The organism is Agrobacterium sp. CMT1, assembly GCF_037203725.1.
GTDB lineage: Bacteria > Pseudomonadota > Alphaproteobacteria > Rhizobiales > Rhizobiaceae > Agrobacterium > Agrobacterium pusense.
The window spans coordinates 86,692-107,076 of the sequence record NZ_JBBCAR010000013.1 but is presented as its reverse complement, the minus strand read 5'-3'; the positions used below and the strand labels follow the sequence as shown (position 1 = coordinate 107,076).

Annotated in this window: 17 protein-coding genes; 12 read left to right on the top strand and 5 right to left on the bottom strand. The window is 60.2% G+C overall.

What is annotated here, in order from left to right; translation table 11 throughout:
- The first annotated feature begins 11 nt into the window (after positions 1–11).
- The 3 genes from WA845_RS15610 to WA845_RS15600 all read left to right on the top strand — a co-directional run bounded on the left by WA845_RS15610 (position 12) and on the right by WA845_RS15600 (position 4,568).
- Positions 12–917: a UTP--glucose-1-phosphate uridylyltransferase gene (locus WA845_RS15610; RefSeq protein WP_004437677.1), complete on the top strand. Its 906-nt coding sequence runs from the start codon at positions 12–14 to the stop codon at positions 915–917.
- 108 nt (positions 918–1,025) lie between these two features.
- Positions 1,026–3,374 (top strand): polysaccharide biosynthesis tyrosine autokinase, encoded by a 2,349-nt coding sequence (locus tag WA845_RS15605; RefSeq protein WP_004437674.1) that lies wholly within the window; start codon positions 1,026–1,028, stop codon positions 3,372–3,374.
- Between the two features lie 246 nt (positions 3,375–3,620).
- Positions 3,621–4,568, top strand: a complete 948-nt coding sequence (locus WA845_RS15600; protein WP_112555431.1) for a 2-hydroxyacid dehydrogenase — start codon at positions 3,621–3,623, stop codon at positions 4,566–4,568.
- Between the two features lie 17 nt (positions 4,569–4,585).
- Here the strand turns inward: WA845_RS15600 and WA845_RS15595 are convergent, their stop codons facing one another.
- Positions 4,586–7,549, bottom strand: coding sequence for a PAS domain-containing protein (locus WA845_RS15595; RefSeq protein ID WP_112555356.1), 2,964 nt, complete (start codon positions 7,547–7,549; stop codon positions 4,586–4,588).
- Between the two features lie 364 nt (positions 7,550–7,913).
- Here WA845_RS15595 and WA845_RS15590 point away from each other — a divergent pair, with 364 nt between their 5' ends.
- The 3 genes from WA845_RS15590 (at position 7,914) to WA845_RS15580 (ending at position 11,066) form a co-directional block, all read left to right on the top strand.
- The gene (locus WA845_RS15590; RefSeq protein ID WP_100911604.1) at positions 7,914–8,912 is read left to right on the top strand and encodes an ABC transporter substrate-binding protein; all 999 of its coding nucleotides are present in this window, start codon (positions 7,914–7,916) and stop codon (positions 8,910–8,912) included.
- A 212-nt stretch (positions 8,913–9,124) separates the two neighbouring features.
- Positions 9,125–10,012: an ABC transporter permease gene (locus WA845_RS15585; protein WP_006698119.1), complete on the top strand. Its 888-nt coding sequence runs from the start codon at positions 9,125–9,127 to the stop codon at positions 10,010–10,012.
- On the top strand, positions 10,005–11,066 hold the full coding sequence (locus tag WA845_RS15580) for a quaternary amine ABC transporter ATP-binding protein (protein ID WP_004437660.1): 1,062 nt from the start codon (positions 10,005–10,007) through the stop codon (positions 11,064–11,066). Before WA845_RS15585 ends, WA845_RS15580 begins: the two co-directional genes overlap by 8 nt.
- Here WA845_RS15580 and WA845_RS15575 read toward each other — a convergent pair.
- Positions 11,058–12,287: a TIGR03862 family flavoprotein gene (locus tag WA845_RS15575; protein ID WP_108081717.1), complete on the bottom strand. Its 1,230-nt coding sequence runs from the start codon at positions 12,285–12,287 to the stop codon at positions 11,058–11,060. The two genes, WA845_RS15580 and WA845_RS15575, sit on opposite strands and share 9 nt — an antisense overlap.
- Positions 12,288–12,355: 68 nt before the next feature.
- Here WA845_RS15575 and WA845_RS15570 point away from each other — a divergent pair, with 68 nt between their 5' ends.
- The 3 genes from WA845_RS15570 (at position 12,356) to WA845_RS15560 (ending at position 14,383) form a co-directional block, all read left to right on the top strand.
- Positions 12,356–12,943 carry an IMPACT family protein gene (locus WA845_RS15570; RefSeq protein WP_044459479.1) on the top strand — a complete coding sequence of 196 codons (588 nt, stop codon included), beginning with the start codon at positions 12,356–12,358 and terminating at the stop codon, positions 12,941–12,943.
- A 137-nt stretch (positions 12,944–13,080) separates the two neighbouring features.
- On the top strand, positions 13,081–13,749 hold the full coding sequence (locus tag WA845_RS15565) for a pseudouridine synthase (RefSeq protein WP_112555354.1): 669 nt from the start codon (positions 13,081–13,083) through the stop codon (positions 13,747–13,749).
- Between the two features lie 7 nt (positions 13,750–13,756).
- Positions 13,757–14,383 carry a class I SAM-dependent methyltransferase gene (locus WA845_RS15560; protein WP_044459481.1) on the top strand — a complete coding sequence of 209 codons (627 nt, stop codon included), beginning with the start codon at positions 13,757–13,759 and terminating at the stop codon, positions 14,381–14,383.
- Here WA845_RS15560 and WA845_RS15555 read toward each other — a convergent pair whose 3' ends face one another.
- On the bottom strand, positions 14,384–14,569 hold the full coding sequence (locus WA845_RS15555) for a hypothetical protein (RefSeq protein WP_004437649.1): 186 nt from the start codon (positions 14,567–14,569) through the stop codon (positions 14,384–14,386).
- A 184-nt stretch (positions 14,570–14,753) separates the two neighbouring features.
- Here WA845_RS15555 and WA845_RS15550 point away from each other — a divergent pair, with 184 nt between their 5' ends.
- Positions 14,754–15,983, top strand: a complete 1,230-nt coding sequence (locus tag WA845_RS15550; RefSeq protein WP_112555352.1) for a PQQ-dependent sugar dehydrogenase — start codon at positions 14,754–14,756, stop codon at positions 15,981–15,983.
- A gap of 86 nt (positions 15,984–16,069) precedes the next feature.
- Positions 16,070–17,086 carry a DNA topoisomerase IB gene (locus tag WA845_RS15545; protein ID WP_004437641.1) on the top strand — a complete coding sequence of 339 codons (1,017 nt, stop codon included), beginning with the start codon at positions 16,070–16,072 and terminating at the stop codon, positions 17,084–17,086.
- Positions 17,087–17,090: 4 nt separating this feature from the next.
- Here WA845_RS15545 and WA845_RS15540 read toward each other — a convergent pair whose 3' ends face one another.
- Together WA845_RS15540 and WA845_RS15535 are read right to left on the bottom strand one after the other, a co-directional pair.
- A complete protein-coding gene (locus tag WA845_RS15540; RefSeq protein ID WP_004437639.1) occupies positions 17,091–17,813 on the bottom strand; it encodes a response regulator transcription factor in 723 nt (240 codons plus the stop codon).
- Between the two features lies 1 nt (position 17,814).
- Positions 17,815–19,050: a GAF domain-containing sensor histidine kinase gene (locus tag WA845_RS15535; RefSeq protein WP_004437637.1), complete on the bottom strand. Its 1,236-nt coding sequence runs from the start codon at positions 19,048–19,050 to the stop codon at positions 17,815–17,817.
- A gap of 303 nt (positions 19,051–19,353) precedes the next feature.
- Here WA845_RS15535 and WA845_RS15530 point away from each other — a divergent pair, with 303 nt between their 5' ends.
- Complete coding sequence (locus WA845_RS15530) at positions 19,354–20,370, top strand: ABC transporter substrate-binding protein (RefSeq protein ID WP_004437634.1); 1,017 nt, start codon at positions 19,354–19,356, stop codon at positions 20,368–20,370.
- Positions 20,371–20,385: the final 15 nt, after the last annotated feature.

Genomic DNA, 20,385 nt, shown 5'->3' with positions numbered 1-20,385 from the left:
AGGAGAACGCGATGGACCTGAAGAGAACTGTCAGAAAAGCCGTCATTCCGGTAGCCGGCAACGGCACGCGGTTTTTGCCCGCCACCAAGGCGATGCCAAAGGAAATGCTGACGATCGTTGACCGGCCGGTCGTTCAATATGCCGTGGATGAAGCCATGCAGGCCGGCATTGAGCACATTATTTTCGTCACGAGCCGCAACAAGACCGCCATCGAAGACTATTTCGACAGCGCGCCTGAACTCATCAACACGCTGACCCGCTCCGGCAAGACCGTGCAGGTGCTGCAGCTGGAAAAGATGCTGCCGGTTGCCGGCACCGTCAGCTATACCCGCCAGCAGGTGCCGCTTGGCCTCGGCCACGCCGTCTGGTGCGCGCGCGAACTGGTGGGCAAGGAGCCTTTTGCCCTGCTGCTGCCTGACATGGTCTCCTATGGCGCGCGCGGCTGCATTGCCGGTCTGATGGAGCTTTACGATGAAGTCGGCGGCAATATTCTCGGTGTCGAGGAATGCCTGCCGGAAGAAGTTTCGTCCTATGGCGTCGTCGGCGTCGGCCAGAAGGTCAATCACGGCTTCGCCGTGACCGAAATGGTCGAAAAGCCGGAACCATCCAGGGCGCCTTCGAATTATTACCTGAATGGCCGTTATATTCTGCAGCCGGAAATCTTCGATATTCTCGCCAAGCAGGAGCGCGGCGCGGGCAACGAAATCCAGCTGACCGACGGCATGAAGCGGCTCGCCGAAAAGCAGGCCTTCCATGCGCAGAAATATAGCGGCCGCACCTTTGACTGTGGCAGCAAGCAGGGCTTCATCGCCGCCAACGTCGCCTTCTCGCTGTTGCGCGCCGACATGGAAGCGCAGGTTCTCGCTTCGGTGAAAGAACTGGTGGCAAACCACGAAAGCCGCGTGCAGGCGGCCTGACTTTCATCGCGCCGCCAGGGGAGGCGGCCGGCGCACCAATAACGGGAGGCGGGAAGGCGAGAGTTGCTCGGCTTCCCGCGTACCATTTTTAATTCACAAGGTAGGTCCATGCACCACAAGACCTTTAAATCCAATATCGGTTTTCCGGAATCCGGCAAGGATTCCGACACGTTCATCGACCTCGACCGCCTGTGGGCCGCCGTGGTGCGCCGTGCCAACGTCATTGCCGCCTCCGTCATTGCCGCCGTAGTTTTGGCCGGACTTTACCTGGTGCTTGCGACCCCCGTTTATACGGCGATGACGCAGGTGCTGCTCGATGAAAGCCTCTCCCGTTATGCGGAAGAGGAATCGCCTGTGCCCGCTGCCCAGATCGTCGACAACCGCATTGCCAGCGCCGTGGAAATCCTCAAATCCAAGGAAATGGCGCTGACCGTGGTGGACAAGGCCAAGCTTGACGAGAACGACACCATCGTCAATCCGCCGATGTCGCCGGTCGAGCTCGTCAAATCCTCCGTGCGCGGTATCCTCGATCTCGTCCTGCCGGGCGATCCGCCGGTCTCCGAAGCCGCAATCCGCGCCGGACGCCGCGAAAAGGCCGCTGCCGTGCTGCAGCAGTCGCTGACTGTGGAGCGGGTCGGTCGCAGTTCCGTCATCGCAATCTCCACCCGTTCGACTGACCGCCAGCTGGCCGCACACATCGCCAAGACCTACGCGCAGGCCTATCTCACCGAGCAGCTGAACGCCAATTTTGACGCCAGCGAGCGGGCCTCTGTCTGGTTGCAGGAACGCCTGACCGACCTTAACCAGCGCGCCCAGGCGGCAGAGCTTGCGGTGCAGAAATTCAGGTCCGACAACAATATCGTGTCCTCGCGCGGCGAACTGATGTCGGAAGGCCAGCTTGCCGATCTCAATGGCCAGCTGATTGCGGCACAGGCGGATGCCGCGACGGCCTCCGCCCGTTACAATCAGTATAAATCCATCATCGACCGCGGCCCGGAAACGGCCGTCGACAACGCCGTCGTGTCGGCCCGTGATACCGACAATTCCGTTATTCAGGATCTGCGCAAGCGCTACATCACCATTTCCGACCGGCAGCGGGGCATTGTGCAGCAGTTCGGAGCAGACCATCCGCAGGCAGCCGCGCTGGACGCCGAGAAGAAAGAAGTGGCGCAGCAGATCTTCCAGGAACTGCAGCAGCTGACCGGCAGCTTCAAGAACGAATACGACGTCGCAAATTCGCGCGTACAGTCGTTGCGCGACAGTATCGACAAGGTGGCTGGCCGTAATTCGGAAGCCAACATCACCATGGTGCAGCTGCGCGAGCTCGAGCAGCGGGCGACGGCCCTGCGCACCCTCTACCAGTCCTATCTCGGACGCTTCGAAGAGGCTTCGCAGAAGCAGTCGCTGCCGATCGCCAAAGCCCGCATCATCTCCGAGGCTGGTCTTCCCACATCGCCTTCCAGCCCGAAAAAGACCATGACAATGGCGCTTTCGGTCGTACTGGGCCTGATGCTGGGTGGGGGCATTGCGGCACTTCTCGAATTCCGCGACCGCTTCTTCCACACCGGCAACGATGTGCGTGATAACCTGCGCATGCGCTTTCTCGGCTACCTTCCCTTCATCGGCGAAAGGGGTGTGGAAAACGCCAAGACCGGAAACAGCGCCGCAACCCCCGGCGGCGAGAATGCAACGCTTGAGGACAGCGGACAGGTCTCGTTCCAGAAAATGCTGCGCCTCGCCGTTGACAGTCCGCGCTCCAGTTTTGCGGAAACGCTGCGCAACGTGAAACTGACGGCGGATGTCGTCATTCAGGAGCGCCAGTGCCGGGTCATCGGCGTCATTTCCTGCCTGCCGAATGAGGGCAAATCGGTCGTTGCGCTCAACCTCGCGGGCCTGATCGCCTCCACCGGCAAGCGCACGCTTGTGGTGGATGCCGACATCCGCAATCCGGGTCTCAGCCGCATGCTGACCACGCGCCAATCCGCCGGTCTGGTGGAGGTCGTGCTTGACGAGGTGCCATGGACGCAGGCGGTGAAAGTGGACACGCGCACCAAGATGGGCATTCTGCCGGTTTCGACCAGCAACCAGTTCGCCCATTCAAGCGAATTGCTCTCCTCTTCCGGCATGCGCAAGTTTATCGACTCGGCTCGCGAGGCCTGCGACTACATCATCGTTGACCTTGCACCCGTTGTGCCCGTCATCGACGCCAAGGCCTTTGCGCCGCAGGTGGACGGCTTCGTCTTCGTCACCGAATGGGGCAAGACACCGATCCAGATGGTGCAGAACCTGATGGCCAACGAACCGCAGATCGCCAACAAGACGCTCGGCATCGTGCTCAACAAGACCGACATGACGGAACTGCAGCGTTATGCCGGACCTGGCGGTTCGGAGCATTACCACGAGTCGTTCTCGGCCTATTACGGCGATGCAAAGCCGCCGGTGAAAGAAGATGCGTAGTGGCAGAGATTTAACAGGCCGGTTGCATCCACACTCCGTCACTCCGGCCCCCGAGCCGGGGTCCAGCCAGCCCAAGTCCTTGAGCTGAAAGAAGTCCTGGCGCCGCGCAGACGCGCGGCGGCTGGATACCGGATCTAGTCCGGCATGACGGAAGAATCACAAATTCCCCCATTCCACCCATGGCATTACCCGCCGAAATTGCGCATTGATGGCGTCACGCAAAAAATCGCAAGCAGGACCAATGCCATGTCTTCACCAATCGCCTTTGTTTCACGGATGAATGCAGAGACGGAGGCCGTTTGGAAACAGGCGTTGCGCGCCGCCATGCCGGAGGAGGAGGAGATCCTCTCCTTTTCCGAATTGACGGATGAGCAGCGGCGGGCAGTGGAATTTGCCATTGTCGCCAATCCCGATCCGGCCGATATCGCCGCTCTTCCGGGCCTCAAATGGATCCACAGCCTGTGGGCGGGCGTGGAGCGGCTGGTGCTGGAACTGGGTAGCAAGGCTCCCCCCATCGTTCGGCTGAAGGACCCGGAACTTTCCCGCGTCATGGCCGAAGCGGTGCTGGCATGGACCTATTATCTGCAGCGTGACATGCCCGCCTATCGCGAAAATCAGCGAAAGGCGCTCTGGCAGGAACTGGATTACCGCCACCCCGGCGAGATGACCGTCGGTCTCCTGGGGCTCGGAGCACTCGGCGCGGCCGCGGCGGAGCGCCTTATCCATGCCGGCTTCAACGTCGCAGGATGGAGTCGTTCGGCCAAGATAATCGAAGGCGTGGAAACGTTGACCGGCGATGCAGGGCTGCGGGCATTGCTGGAAAAAAGCGACATTCTCATCTGCCTTGTGCCGCTTACCGATGCGACGCGCGGTCTTCTCGATGCCCGCCGTCTCGCCGCAATGAAACAGGGCGCGGCAGTCATCAATTTCGCCCGTGGCGCCGTCATCGTCGCCGATGCGTTGATCGCGGCGCTCGATTCCGGCAAGCTCTCGCATGCCGTACTCGATGTCTTCGAACACGAGCCACTCCCTGCGGCTTCGCCATTTTGGCAGCATCCCAAAGTTACCGTCCTGCCGCATATTTCCGCGCCGACAAGCCGGGAGAGTTCGGCGCGGATCGTGGCCGGCAACGTTCGCACATGGCGGGAAACAGGCAAGCTGCCGGAAACCGTCGACATGGACCGCGGTTACTGAGCCGGCATCAAGGCGGCCTATTCGGCCGCCACCGGCCTGGCCGTATGGGCCTTTTCAACGGCGGCAATGATCTGCTGTTCATCGTAGGGCTTGGTGAGCAGGACTGCGCTTTCCGGTGCCCCCTCCGGCAGATGGCTGTCGCCCGTCGCAAAGACGATGGCAAGACCCGGCCTGCGGCGCAGGGCCTCCACCGCCAGTTCACCGCCCTTCATGTCCGGCAGGCCGATATCTGTAACGAGAACGTCGATCTGCTCCGACTCGATAACCTTCAGCGCCTGCGCCGCGTTGCCAGCCTCAACAACGGCAAAGCCGCTCTCCGAAAGCATCTCCATGGAATTCATCCGGATCAGCTCGTCATCCTCGACCAGAAGAACCTGGATTGACCGCTCCCGGTCGTCGACCGCCATGGCGGGTTCGGGGATTTTCGAAGAACCAGGCCGCGCCCTCGACAGCGAAACCTGCTTGCGGTTGGCTATGACGTGGCGGATGCGCCGCGCCAGCGCTTCACGCGTATAGGGTTTGGATAGCAGTTCCACACCTGCATCCAGCTTGCCGCCATGCACGATGGAGTTTTCGGTGTAACCCGAGGTGAAAAGAACGGCGAGATTCGGCAACCGCTCCTGTGCGCGACGCGCCATTTCCCGGCTTTTCAAGGGGCCTGGCATCACCACGTCGGTGAAGATGACATCGATCGGAATGCCGCTTTCCACCACCGTCAAACCCGCCTGTGCGTCGCGTGCGGTCAGCACCCTGTAACCGAGATCGCTCAGAGTTTCGACGACCGTACCGCGCACTTCTTCATCGTCCTCAACCACGAGGATCGTCTCCGTCCCACCTTCGACAGGGCCGTTATGCACCACGACCTCCCTGTCCTCATCGGCTGCGGAACGCGGCAGATACATTTTCACCGTGGTGCCCTGCCCCACCTCGCTATAGATGTTCACATGCCCGCTGGACTGTTTGGCGAAACCATAGACCATGGAAAGGCCAAGGCCCGTGCCCTTGCCCTCGGGCTTGGTCGAGAAGAACGGTTCGAAGACCTTTTCGAGTATCTCCGGCGACATGCCCGAACCCGTATCGGTGACCGCGAGCATCACATATTGCCCGGCCGTGACCTCGGAATGTTTGCGGGCGTAATCGCGGTCGAGAACCGCATTGGCTACCTCGATGGTGAGCTTTCCGTGCCCTTCCATGGCATCGCGCGCGTTGATCGCGAGATTGAGAAGAGCGTTTTCCACCTGGTTGGGGTCGGCATAGGTGTTCCAGAGGCCACCTGACGTGATGACCTCCACCTCGATCGCCTCACCAAGCGAGCGGCGAAGCAGGTCATCCATGCCGGTTACGAAACGGGCGATATTGATGACCCGCGGCTCCAGCGCCTGGCGGCGGCCGAAGGCCAGAAGCTGGCTCGCGAGCTTCGCGCCACGTTGGACGCCCGCGAGCGCATTCTCCAGCCGGCGCTCCGCACGTTCATTGCCGATCACATCTTTCGACAGCAATTGCAGATTGCCGGCGATCACCTGCAGTAGATTGTTGAAATCATGCGCCACACCACCGGTCAGCTGACCGATGGATTCCATTTTCTGCGCCTGCTGAAGGGCCTTTTCGGTCTGACGGCGCTCCGCCATTTCAGCTTCGACCCGGGCTTCCAGCCCTTCATTCAGTTGCCGGAGCTGCTCTTCCGCCCGGATGCGATGGCGAATTTCACGCTCAAGGTTGCTCGCATGTTCCTTGAGGGTATCTTCGGCACACCGCTGCTCGGTGATGTCGGTGTGAACGCCGACCCATTCGGCAATAGCACCTGACTTGTCGAAAATCGGCACGCCGCGGATCGCGAAAGTACGATAGACGCCGTCATGTCTGCGTACGCGATGTTCCCAGATATAGGTCGATTTTTCCGCGACCGCCTTGTTCCAGCTATCGACTGAACCCTGTCTGTCTTCTGGATGAACGGCGTCCGCCCAGCCAAAGCCCTGATATTCTTCGGGCGTCTGGCCCGTCAACGCCGCCCATGCCGGCTGCTCACCCAGCATCCTGCCTTCGGCACTGTTGGTCCACAGCACACCGTGCACGGCCTCCACCGCCGCGCGGAAACGGTTGTTGCTGATGAGGATTTCCTGCTCCGAGCGCTTCCGCTCTTCGATATCGATGATCAGGACATAGATGCCGTCGACGGAGCCGTCGGCAATGTAGCGCGGAACATACCGGATTTCAGCGGCGCGCTTGGTGCCATCCGGTCTGCTGATGACGGTATCCGAAACGATCTTCTCACCGGCAAGCGCCCGGTCGAGATAGGCCTTGCGCGCATCGAAAAATGCCTCGCCGACAATCTCGGGAACGCTGCGGCCGATGACGTCTTCACCACTGCGGCCGAACCATTCGAGATAACCGTCATTGGCAAATTTATAGATGTAATCGCGATCGACATATCCGACCAGAATGGGCAGCGCGTTGGTGAGCCGGCTCAATTCCTTGCGGCTCTGCTCCATAGCCTCAACGGCTTTCACCTTGTCGGTATTTTCGAGCACGGTGCACAATACGCCATCAACCGTACCACCTTCATTATAGATCGGCGTGTAAAACAGGTCGAAGATCACCTCTTCCGGTATGCCATGTCGCATAAGCGTCATTGGCTGGTCGCGATATGCCAACACTTCACCGCGAAAACCGGCTTCGAGAATGCGGCTGTTCCAGTCCCAGATTTCCGGCCAGATGCCGGGCACCGTGCCGCCCAGCGCCTGCGGATGGTAATTACCGGCGATCTCCGCATAACCGTCATTGTAGATCATCACATGATCGCGGCCCCACATCAGCACCTGCGGAATAGGTGAATTGACGACGGAATTGGCTTTTTGCCTCAGATTTTGCGGCCAGTCGCAAATCGAACCAAGCGATGTCTTCGACCAGTCGAAGCGGCGCACAAGCTCACCCGTTTCACCGCCGCCGATGGGCCATACCGGGGCAGCACGAAGATTGGTCATTCAAAATCACCACAAAAATCGAGAAGAAATCTCCCGTAATACAGAACGGGATAAAAGTCCAAGAGAACAGAAACTTCGCCTGATTGTTCCCAGACTTTTCAAAAAAATGAAAAAGTTCCCTCGCTTGTGAAATATCGTTGATGCGCCGCTAAACAACTATATGTTTCAATATCTTAATTCCGAAATTTTCGCTAATATGGCCCTGCGATCGCGCCTTCGTCCGGCGAATGGCATCCTCAATACGCCAGAAATTGCCGCAAACGGGATGGCGACAAAAGATTTATTAAGCCTCAATAAGGGTGCTGGCGGTCGCGGTGCCGTCAGCGCCCGGGTCATCGCCACACCGCGACCAGAGGGAACAACAATGAAAATACTTTTGGGTGCCACAATTCTTTCCGCCGGCTTCGCCTTTTCAGGCAGCGCAGCCCATGCCGCCGACTGTGGAAACGTAACAATCGCCAGCATGAACTGGCAATCCGCTGAAGTTGCCGCCAACCTGGACAAATTCATTCTCGAAAAAGGCTATGGCTGCTCCGCCGAAATCGTTACCGGCGATACGGTGCCGACACTGACCTCCATGGCCGAAAAAGGCCAGCCGGATATCGCACCTGAGGCCTGGGTCAGCCTGCAGCCGGAAATCGTCAAGCAGGGTCTGGAAGGCGGCAAAGTGGTCGCGGCCGCAAAAATCCTTTCCGATGGCGCTGTTCAGGGCTGGTGGATTCCGAAATACGTCGCTGACGCCAACCCCGATCTCAAAACAATTCCTGATCTTTTCAAGCATCCCGAGCTCTTCCCATCGCCTGAAGACAAGTCCAAGGGTGCTGTGTTCAACGGCCCGCAGGGCTGGGGCGGCACAGTCGTCACCGCGCAGCTGTTCAAGGCGTTTGGCGGCGAGAAGGCCGGCTTCACCCTCGTGGACACCGGCTCTGCCGCAGGTCTCGACGGCTCCATCGCCAAGGCCTATGAAGCCAAGCAGCCCTGGGTCGGCTATTACTGGGCGCCCACCTCCCTGCTCGGCAAATACGAAATGGTGAAACTTGGATTCGGCACTGAGTACGACGCGGCCGAATGGAAACGCTGCACATCCGTCGCCGATTGCGCCGATCCGAAGCCGAACGCCTGGCCGATCGATGACGTACAGACGCTGGTCAGCAAATCCTTTGCCGATCGTGCCGGTCCGGCAATGGATTATCTCAACAAGCGTGCCTGGACCAACGCCACCGTCAACAAGCTGATCGCCTGGATGACGGATAATCAGGCCACCGGCGAAGACGGCGCCAAGCAGTTCCTGAAGGAAAACGAAGCCCTGTGGAAGGGCTGGGTCTCGCCCGAGGTCGCGGAAAAGGTCAAGGCCGCCCTTTAAAAAGCGCGCCCTGACATATCTGCCCGGCAACCGGCGTCTCCCGCGGCGACGCCGAACCGCATCGGCTACCCGGCTTTGGCTGATAACGATGCGCCGGTTCAACAGAGCGTTCCGCCCATGCGTCCAGTTGGCCGCGCGGCGCTCTGGCGATTTTACTCCCGGAGTGCGGAGGACATCGATCCCCGCCTCCGGTTCGTCATGGAGAACAGGATATGGAATGGCTTTTCAAATTTCCGACCATGAATGACGATGCTCTGCGCGCTCTGAAAAAAGTCATCGACGAGGGGTTCCGGGCCTTTACCCGAACCTATGGCGGCGCAATCGAGGGGTTGTTCACCCCACTCCAGAGCTTCCTCATCTGGGCGGAAAGGCTTTTGATCGGCGCGCCCTGGCCGGTCGTTATTCTTATTGTCGGCGCTCTTGCCTGGTTCGGCAGCCGCAGCGCCACCATTGTTTCGCTCTGTTGCGGCATTCTCTTCGCCATCGGCTGGTTCGGCATGTGGGAAGACACGATGAAGACGGTTTCGATGATCTTCGTCTGCGCCGTGCTGTCCATCATCGTCGGCCTGCCCATCGGCATCGCCATGGCACGGTCCAACCGCCTGCAGAACGTGATCAACCCCGTTCTCGATGTGATGCAGACGATGCCGAGTTTCGTCTATCTTATTCCCGTCGTCATGCTGCTCGGCATCGGCCGTGTGCCAGGTGTCATCGCCGTCGTCATCTATGCCATTCCGCCGATGATCCGGCTCACCAATCTCGGCATCCGCATGGTCGACCGTGACGTTCTGGAGGCGGCCGATGCCTTCGGCTCCTCCAAACGCCAGAAACTTTTTAAAGTTCAGCTGCCGCTCGCGCTGCCCACCATCATGGCCGGCATCAACCAGACCATCATGATGGCGCTTGCCATGGTCGTCATCGCCTCCATGATCGGCGTGCAGGGCCTCGGCCAGCCGGTGCTGAAGGCCATCGCCAACCAATATTTCACGCTCGGCGTGTTCAACGGGCTTGCCATCGTCGGCATCGCCATCATTTTCGACCGCATCAGCCAGGCCTATGGCCTTCGCCTGCAAAAACACCGGGAAGTGGCGCATGGCTAGTCAATCGATCGAAATTCGCAGTCTTTACAAGATTTTCGGCTCCAAAGCGGGGGATCATGTCGAAGCCGTCAAAGCCGGCATGTCCAAATCGGAACTCAACGCCAAGCACGGCCATGTGCTCGGCCTGCGTGACATCAACATCACCATGCCGGGCGGGCAGATCACCGTTATCATGGGCCTTTCCGGCTCCGGCAAATCCACGCTGATCCGCCATGTCAACCGGCTGATCGACCCGACCGCCGGCGAAATCCTCTATGGCGGCACAGACGTGTGCAGCCTCAACGAAGCGGATCTTCTGGAATTCCGCCGCCACAAGACGGCGATGGTGTTCCAGAAATTCGGTCTCCTGCCCCACCGCAACGTGCTGCAAAACGTCGTTTATGGCCTTGAGGTGCAGGGCGTCGACAAGCGCGAGCGCGAAGAAAGGGCAGAGGTCTGGATCAGGCGGGTCGGCCTGGAGGGCTTCTCCAACCATTACCCCAACCAGCTCTCCGGCGGCATGCAGCAACGTGTGGGTCTCGCCCGGGCGCTCACCAACAATGCCGAAATCCTGCTCATGGACGAGGCCTATTCGGCCCTCGATCCGCTCATCCGCGTCGACATGCAGACGGTGCTGCTGGAACTTCAAAAGGAGCTGAAGAAGACCGTGGTCTTCATCACCCACGATCTCGACGAAGCGCTGCGGCTGGGTGACAAGATCGCCATTCTGCGCGACGGCGAAATCATCCAGCAGGGAACGGCCGCCGAAATCGTCATGTCGCCGGCGGACAGTTATATCGAGGCCTTCGTGGAAGAGGTCAATCGCGGCCGCGTCATTCGCCTTGGCGCCGTGGTGCAGCCGGAATTTGCCGGCCAGTCCCGCCTTCAGCTCGATGCGGATATGACGGTTGAAGAGGGCCTGCGCGCGCTGGTCCGGGAAAATGTCAGCAGCGCCACGGTCGTCGGAGAAAACGGCAAGGCGCTTGGTGCAATCACCACCGATGCCATCATGCGCTGCCTCGTCCGAACCGCACATGGTGAGGAAGCAGGCATGGCTGAACGTTTGTCAGGCTGAGCCTTCGAGCCACGCGGCCATGCCCTTTGCGGCCGCCTTGCCGGTGGCGAAACAGGCGGTCAGGAGATAACCGCCGGTGGGCGCTTCCCAATCCAGCATTTCCCCGGCAGCAAATATGCCGGGGAGCTTTTCCAGCATGTAGTTTTCATCAAGGCCGCTCCACGCGATACCACCGGCGGACGAAATTGCCTCGGCAATCGGCCTCGTCCGCAGAAGCGGAATCTCCGCATGTTTTATTCTCGCGGCGACGAATTCATCCGGCATGCCCGCGATATCGGGAAATATTTCCCGCAGAAGCCCGACCTTCACGGCCGATAAGCCTGCCGCCTTGCGCATGCGGTTTGCAAAGCTCTCTTTCCGTCCGAGTTTCGCCAGATCGCCGCTGAGGCGTTCCACCGTACGTCCCGGCGCAAGATCGATTGCGAGCGACGCTTTGCCCGCCTCGTCCAGCCGGTCGCGCAGCGCGGCGGAATGGGCGTAGATCACGCTGCCCTCAATACCATGCTTCGTGATGACAAATTCGCCCTGAAAGGCTCCGGCTGGCGAAATGGTGATGGTGGATTTCACCGCTTCCCCCGCAAAACGCGAGCGGAAGACATCGCTCCAGTCAACGTCGAAACCGCAATTGGCGGGGCGGAACGGGGAAAGCGCCACGCCTCTCTCCGCCAGCGCCGGAACCCATACGGCGTCCGAACCGAGACGCGGCCAGCTTGCGCCACCGAGCGCCAGAAGAACGGCATCGGCCTTGATGATGATCTCGCCCTCCGGTGTCGCGAAAACCAGGTGCTCGCCGGAAAAACCCGTCCAGCGATGCCGCGTCCTGATGGTGACACCCTGCGCCTCCAGCCGGGCGAGCCATGCCCGGAGCAACGGCGAAGCCTTCATGACGGTGGGAAACACCCGGCCCGAAGTGCCGGCGAAAGTTTCCTGCCCCAGCCCCTGCGCCCAGTCGCGCAGCATATCCGGCGTGAAATCATCGAGAGCGGCGCGCAGCCTCGGTTCCGCATCGCCGAACCGGTGGCGGAAACTGTCGTAGTCTTCGGCGTGGGTGATGTTGAGACCGGATTTTCCGGCCATCAGCAATTTGCGCGCCACGGTCGGCATCGCCTCGAACACCGTCACGGCATGGCCTGCAGCCGAGAGCATCTCTGCCGCCATCAGCCCCGCCGGTCCGCCGCCGATAATTGCGACCTGCCTCGCCTCGCCCAAAACCCTCTCCATTGCCATCTTCACCGTTGAAAGCCTTATAGCGATTTCCGCAGGCGAATATATGCGATATTGAAGCGCCCATGTTCACGCTCGACCGCCCCGTCACCTTTTCGCAGGATATCAAGAAAAGCCGCTTCATCGCCTTTGCCGCGCCGGTGACGGGTGAAGAGGATGCGAAGACATTCCTCGCGGCACATTCCGATCCCGATGCAAACCATAATTGCTGGGCCTGGCGAAGCGGTCAGACCTATCGTTTTAGCGATGACGGCGAACCCTCGGGAACGGCCGGTAAACCGATCCTTCAGGCTATCGACGGTCAGGCACTCGACAATGTCGCGGTTCTCGTCATCCGCTGGTTTGGCGGCATTCTGCTCGGCAGCGGCGGGCTGATGCGCGCTTATGGCGGCACGGCGGCGGCCTGTCTTCGCCTCGGCGAGACGTCACCGGTCATCGCTTATGTCAGCGCCACGCTGAGTTGCCCTTTCTCAGACCTGGCACTGGTGAAATCACGCCTTTCCGCCACGCCGAACCTGCGGCTTGAGAGGGAGGACTTTACCGGCACCGGCGCGGATATGGTGCTCTCGGTTCCGGCCGAGGAAACCGAACGACTGACCCGGCTCCTTAGCGACCTGACCAGCGGACGCGTCAATCTCCATATTCCCGACTAGAGTTTTCGCTTTTCTTCGAATCGCGGAAACACTCTAACTCTTTATTTTGGCGCATTTCCGGTCGGAAAACCGGGGCCACCTTTCCTGGAAATGCTCTAGCGCCTGTCCGAATGCGCAATTCGTGCTAAGGAAGCGACATGTCATCCGAGCTTTCCAACCCTATCTATAATCCGCCACTCGACCCTTGGCTCACCATCGTGCACCGCGATGACGATCTGCTGGTGCTTGATAAGCCGAGCGGGCTGTTATCGGTGCCGGGGCGCGATCCGGCGCTTTCCGACAGCCTCATGACGCGTGTGCAGAAGCAGTTCCCGAAAGCGCTGATGATCAACCGGCTGGACAAGGACACCTCGGGCATCGTGCTGATGTCACTGAACCGCAGGGCGCATGCGGCGATTGCGTCGCAGTTTGAAAACCGCCAGACGCGCAAATCCTATGTTGCCATTGTCTGGGGAGAGGTTGAGGGAGAGGCCGGAGAAGTGGACCTGCCGCTCGCCATCGATCCCGAAAACAAGCCCCGCCACCGGGTCGACCACGAAAATGGCAAGTCCGCGCAGAGCCTGTGGCAGGTGCTGCAACGACTGCCGCTTCCAGCGACGCGGCTGGCGCTCACTCCCCTCACCGGGCGCACCCATCAATTGCGGGTACATATGAAGGCGCTTGGCCATCCCATTCTCGGCGATGAATTTTATGCCGAAGGTGAGGCGCTCTCCGCCGCGCCCCGCCTGATGCTGCATGCGCAGGAAGTGGCATTCCGTCATCCGGACGGCCGGGATGTCATCTATACCGTGCCCTCTCCGTTCTGAGGTCGATATGAAGGAACAAGACGATAGTTTCGTGGTGGATTTCGTCGGCGGCGCGGTGGGGCACCGTTTTCGTTCCGGCGAGGGGCGCGGACAGGCACTGCCCAAGGCCGCAGGTTTCACCAAGGGCCGCACGCCAAAAATCGTCGATGCCACGGCTGGCCTCGGGCGAGACGCCTTCCTGCTCGCATCGCTCGGGGCTGACGTCACCCTCATCGAGCGCTCGCCGGAAATGCACGCACACCTCGCTGACGGCATTCGTCGTGCACTGGAAGCGGGCGGCGCTTATGCCGACGCGGCGGCGCGCATGACATTGCTCCACGGCGACTCCCGGCATCTGCTGAAAGAGCTGTCACCGGAGGTGGTGATTGTCGACCCCATGCATCCGCCGCGCCAAAACACGGCGTTGGTGAAAAAAGAGATGCGGGTGCTGAGAGAACTGGTCGGCGCCGACCCGGACCAGGTTGAGCTGATGGAGGCTGCGCTGGAGAATGCGACGAAGCGGGTGGTTCTGAAGTGGCCGCTCCGCGCCGACCCGATGCCGGGTGTTCGCAGGCCCTCACATCAGATACTGGGTAAGAACACCCGCTATGATGTCTTCATGATCTTCGGAAAATCCCACGACGAGGATGAATGATCAGCGGAAGTTCGGCTTTCGCTGCGCGTTCATCAGAAGCTCATGCCGCGAGGCGAACTCACCGAACAGCTTTCTGAGCCTGACTTCCTCAGCCTTGTCGAGCCGATAACGGCGGCAGAACTCCGCCACGTTGAGGATCGGCTTGGTTCTGTTCGCGTCTATGGTCTTGTTGTCGATGATTTGCATGGCGCCCTCCGTATAACAGAGGCCAAACGCAGCGCACGGCTCGCGGTTCCCTATGAATTCGCATGGATGAGAAAAGAGCGTGACGCCTGCACACGCAATGATCAAGTTTTCTTGAAACTGTCGAAGGAAACGAAATCCTCCCCAAATGGTTTCCTGCGTGACCTAAACGACGGAAGGGAGACCCATGTTCCACAACAACCGATTTCTGAATTCGACGATCCTGTGCGCGATGCTTGCCGTTCCTTTGGCCGGTGCAGCCAACGCACAGACCGCCCCGGCTGCCGAAACGAAACGGCCGAATGCGCCGGATCAGAAACCGGCTTTTGAGGGCCAGACGCGCGCGCCGCAGGCTGCTGCCCAGCCGAGCATCGAAAAAACCGTCGTCGCCGATGGTCTGCCGCATCTGTGGTCCATGGAATTCCTGCCCGATGGTCGCATGATCGTCGCTGCCAAGGAGGGCGCCATGCATATCGTCGCTGACGGCAAGGCCGGGCCGGCGATAGAAGGCGTGCCGGAGGTGGCTTCCGATGGACAGGGCGGGCTTCTCGACATAGCGCTGGCGCCCGATTTCGAAACCTCCAGTAAAATCTTCTTCTCCTTTTCCGAGCCGCGTGAGGGCGGTAACGGCACCTCCGTCGCATCGGCCAAACTGACAGAAGACGGTGGAGCGGCGAAACTGGAAGACGTCTCGGTGATCTTCCGCCAGATGCCGACCTATGATGGCGACAAGCATTTCGGATCACGGCTGGTTTTCGGCCAGAACAATGAGCTCTACGTCACTGTCGGTGAACGTTCAGACGCAACGCCGCGTGTGCAGGCGCAGGACCTCTCGAGCGGGCTCGGCAAGGTCTTCCGCATTGATGCCGAAGGCAAGGCCTTCGAGGGCAACCCCTTCGCCGGCCAGCAGAACGCCCTCCCCGAGATATGGAGCTATGGCCACCGTAACCTCCAATCGGCAGCGCTGGATGGACAGGGCAGGCTCTGGACAGTGGAACATGGCCCGAAAGGCGGCGATGAGCTGAACCTGCCGAAGGCGGGCCTCAATTATGGCTGGCCGGTGATCACCTACGGCGTCGAATATAGCGGCCGGTCCGTTGGCGAAGGCGCCACCGCGAGGGAAGGCATGGAACAGCCGGTTTATTATTGGGACCCCGTCATCGGCCCGTCCGGCATGGCCTTTTACGACGGCGACCAGATTCCCGAGTGGAAGGGGGCCTTCATCGTCGGCGGTCTGGTGAGCCAAGGCCTCGTCATCCTGCACATTGACGGCGACAGGGTTGCGACGGAAAGCCGATTGCCGCTGGAAGCGCGCATTCGTGATGTGAAAGTGGGTCCGGATGGCGCTGTCTACGCCGTGACTGAAGAACGCGGCGGCGGCAACTCGCAAATTTTACGGATCGCCAAGGCCACCTGAGAAAGCCATGACAGGAACAGCAGGCCGCCGGAACGAAGGCGGCCTGTTTTTCGTTTGCCGCAGCGTGAAACCTGCCGGGAAAAACAATGCCACAGCCGCCAACCCGCCTTCTTGCCAAAATCGGACTTGCCTATGTCAGTGATCAGGAACCGGGTATTTCCCGCGAGAAACGCGGGCGCGGTTTCTGTTATCGGCTGCCGGGCGGCGAACTCCTCTGCGATAGTGATGAGCTGAAGCGCATCAAATCGCTCGGTGTACCGCCCGCGTATAAGGATGTCTGGATCTGCATCGACCCGTCGGGGCATCTGCAGGCCACCGGGTTTGATGCCCGCGGCCGAAAGCAATATCGTTATCATCCCGACTGGCATACGCTCAGGGGAGAAACGAAGTTCTTCCAGCTCAAAAGCTTCGGAAGGGCGCTCCCTGCCATCCGCCGTCGCGCCATGGCCGACGTCGGTAAACAGGACCACGGGCAGGAAATGACGCTTGCAGCCCTCACCCTGTTGCTTGATGCCGCCTATTTGCGCGTCGGAAATCGCTCCTATCTTGAGAGTAACGGCACCTATGGCGCAACGACACTGCTCAAGCGCCACGTTTCCTTCGGTGAAACCATTGAACTGCGCTTCGCCGCCAAAGGCGGGCAGAAGGTGAAAAGGCAATTGCGACACCCGCGGCTACAGAAAATCCTGGAGGAGATTGCCGATCTTCCCGGCAAGGAACTCTTCGTCTGGCAGGATAGTGAAAACCGGGTTCACTCCGTCGATTCCAGCGATCTCAACGCATATCTCTCACGCATCGGCGGCCAGGGCATTTCCGCCAAGACCTTCCGCACCTGGGGCGGAACGCTCGCGGCCTTCTGCAACGCCATGGAGCATGTGGCAGCCGGTGAAAAACCGAGCATAAAAGGCATGTGCCAGGCTGCGGCGACCGAGCTTTCCAATACGCCTGCCATCTGCCGCAAGAGCTATGTGCACCCCGCTGTTCTCGATATCGCCACGGAGGAAAAGGCCCAGAAAAAGCTCAGCCGCATCTTGAAGGTCGGGGCAAAACCCGTCTCCGGCCTCAGGGCGGATGAACGACGTCTGCTGGCCTTTTTACCCTGACAGGTCAGCGGCCTCCCACCCATTCCGCCAGTTCGCGTTCGGCCTTTTCCAGCGCGCTGTAATTCAAAAGCTTGCGCAGGAAAGCGACGGTAACGGCGCGGGTTCTAAGATTATACCGGCCTTCCGCCTCGTCATCGCCGGCCGCCTGATGCACGTTCAGCTTCTCGTAGAGACTTTGCAGACGGTTCTGCACGCTGCGCAGCGACAGGTTCCGCCGGCGCGCAATCGCCTTATCGGTAAGTCCAAGCGCGACATCGACAAGAATTTCATATTCGGAATCGGTAAAGCCATGCGCCTTGCCGAGGCTCTTCTCCTGCAGGCCGCGCACTTCCCGGTCGATCACGCATTGCGCCTCGATGAAGATACTGCGAAGGGCCAGCCGCAGGCGATCATCGGAGGCGGATTTCAGCACATAGCCATAGGCGGCACCCTCAGGCACGATGCGGGAAACGCCACGTACATAGGCTTCGTCGGAATAATTGGACCAGAACAGGATGCGGGTATCCGGCCTTTCCTTCCAGATGGTGCGGGCCGCCTCGATGCCGTTGCGCTCGTTCATCTGCAAGTCCATGACGATATGGGCGGCGCGATTTTCCCGCGCCAGCTTTTCGCCGGTTCTGCCGTTTGCCGCCTCCAGCACCTTGTCGCATTCCGGCAGGGCGGCTCTTACCGCCTCGTTTAGATAGGCCCGGTGCAGGGCATCATCCTCAACGATGAGCACGTCCATGTCACATCTCCTCCCGGAAATTGAAAGCGCCCGCAGGCAGGGTGACGGTGATGCATGTACCCGCCCCATCACGGTTGCCGCCTCTGTCGAACCGGGCAGAGATCAGCCGCGCCCGCGTCTTCATGTTGCCCATGCCGAGACCGCCGGGGGCACCACTGTCACCGCCGCCATTGCCGTCATCGCTCACGGTCACCCGCAACCCGCCGTCGATTGCGGCCAGTCTCACGGCAATCGTTTCGGGCTGGGCATGGCGAATGGCATTGTTCACGGCCTCCTGCACGATGCGGAAGAGCGATATGGCCACCGTCTTGTCCAGCCTTTCAACCAGCCCCTCCGTCTCGTCCTTCACTGACCAGTCGATAGCGCATCCGCTGTCGCGCACGGAGCGGTCCACATAGGTCTCGATGGCTTCAACGACGCCGAACAATTGCAGGATCGAGGGTTTCGCCTCCTCGATGATCTCGCGTAGATCCTGCATGCAATGCTGCAGGCTGCGCACCACCGGCTCCAGCATCTCGCCGGAAATATCGGGAGTGTGGCTCATTCGCTCGATACGCCGCGCAAGCCGCGTCAGGTCGGCCAGAGTCTGGTCATGCAGGTCCATGCCGATGCGCTGCCGCTCGGCCTCCAGCGCTTCCGTCAATTGCAGCGCGCCGAGGCGCAGGCCTTCTTCGCGGGCATTGGCGCGCGCCTCCTCGATGGCCGAGCGCTTGGCCTGTTCAGCGGCACGAATGGCGTAGAAATAGGGTGCCAGCAAATCCGCAACGGCGCGCGCATTGGTGACATCTTCCATCGTATAGGCGTTCGACTGGTGCGACGAGCAACTGAGCGCGCCGATGATGTCGCCATGCACCTTCATGGGGACATGCAGGCGGCTGTGCAGGCCAAGTTCGATGATGGGGCTGGAAAATGACCCTTCGAAATGAAAGCGCGGATCGGAACAGGCGTCGCCGCTTAAAAGATATTCGACCGAGCCCGACAACAGCGACCGGATCGGGCTTCCGGTGAGAAGTGCGGGCGGCTGTCGGCTCCAGGCGCTGACCAGACCGCTCTCATAGGCAATGTGATACTTGTCATCCAGCTGCTTGATGCAGACATCCATGTGATCATGCGGGATGATATGGCTGATCTCGGTTGCTACCGCCTGAATGATGGCATTAAACTCCAGCTGCCCGGCGAGCAGCCTCGAAATGCCCATATAGTGATGAAAAAGAGCGCTTTTCGGCGTATCCAGCATGTGCGGACGCCCTCCCAAGCGTCTGCCTCCAATCCCTGCGGCGAAGATTTAACCCATCGGGTCCGCATTCTTCATTCTGCGCCCGGCAGTGGCCTTTCGTCCTGCGGGTTCCCGCAAGCTTTATGCGGAAATCCGCAGGAAGATTGCCGCGATCCGCCTATACAAGCCGAATCTTCTTGGTCATTCTCGCTTCTACTGGGGAAAGGAGCTCCAGTGCAAAGGAATTCCGCCTGCCGCCGAGGAGATTTGCGGCGTGCGAGAATTCCGGGCTCGAAAAGGGCAAGCCACGAGGGAGGAAATCAAATGGCTTTCAGGAAGATGCTTCTGGCATCGGCCGCTGTCGCATGTGCAGCGCTGCCGATCACCGCTCATGCCGATACGTCGGCAAAAAAGATTGCGCTTTCTAACAATTACGCAGGCAATTCCTGGCGTCAGGCGATGCTGACCAGCTGGGACAAGATCACCAAGCAGGCGGTTGCCGACAAGCAGGTGGCCGCAGCTGACGCCTTCACGACAGCCGAAAACCAGGCGACCGAACAGGCGGCGCAGATCCAGAACCTGATCCTGCAGGGTTACGACGCCATCGTCATCAACGCCGCTTCGCCGACTGCACTCAACGGCGCGGTTAAGGAAGCCTGCGATGCGGGCATCACCGTCGTATCCTTCGACGGCATCGTCACCGAGCCTTGTGCATGGCGCATTGCGGTCGACTTCAAGGCCATGGGCGCAAGCCAGATCGACTACCTTGCCAAGGCCATGCCGAAGGGCGGCAACCTGCTCGAAATTCGCGGCCTAGCCGGTGTTTCCGTGGATGACGAAATCCATGCTGGTATTGTCGACGCCGTCGCCAAGAACCCGCAATTCAAGATCGTTGGTTCGGTCAATGGCGACTGGGCACAGGATGTCGCCCAGCGCGCCGTTGCCGGCATTTTGCCAAGCCTTCCCGAGATCGCGGCCGTCGTAACGCAGGGTGGTGACGGTTACGGTGCGGCCCAGGCTTTTGCCGCCGCCAAGCGCCCGACGCCGACCATCGTCATGGGCAACCGCGAAGACGAGCTGCAATGGTGGAAACAGCAGAAGGATGCGAGCGGCTATGAGACCATGTCCGTCTCCATCGCACCCGGTGTTTCGACGCTGGCTTTCTGGGTGGCGCAGCAAATTCTCGACGGCAAGGATGTGAAGAAGGACCTGACGGTTCCCTTCCTGCGCATCGACCAGGCCAATCTCGAGGACAACCTCAAGAACACCCAGAAGGGTGGCGTGGCGAATGTGGAATATTCGCTTGAGGATGCCCAGAAGGTGATTTCCGCGGCGAAGTAACCCGCGGTTCCTACC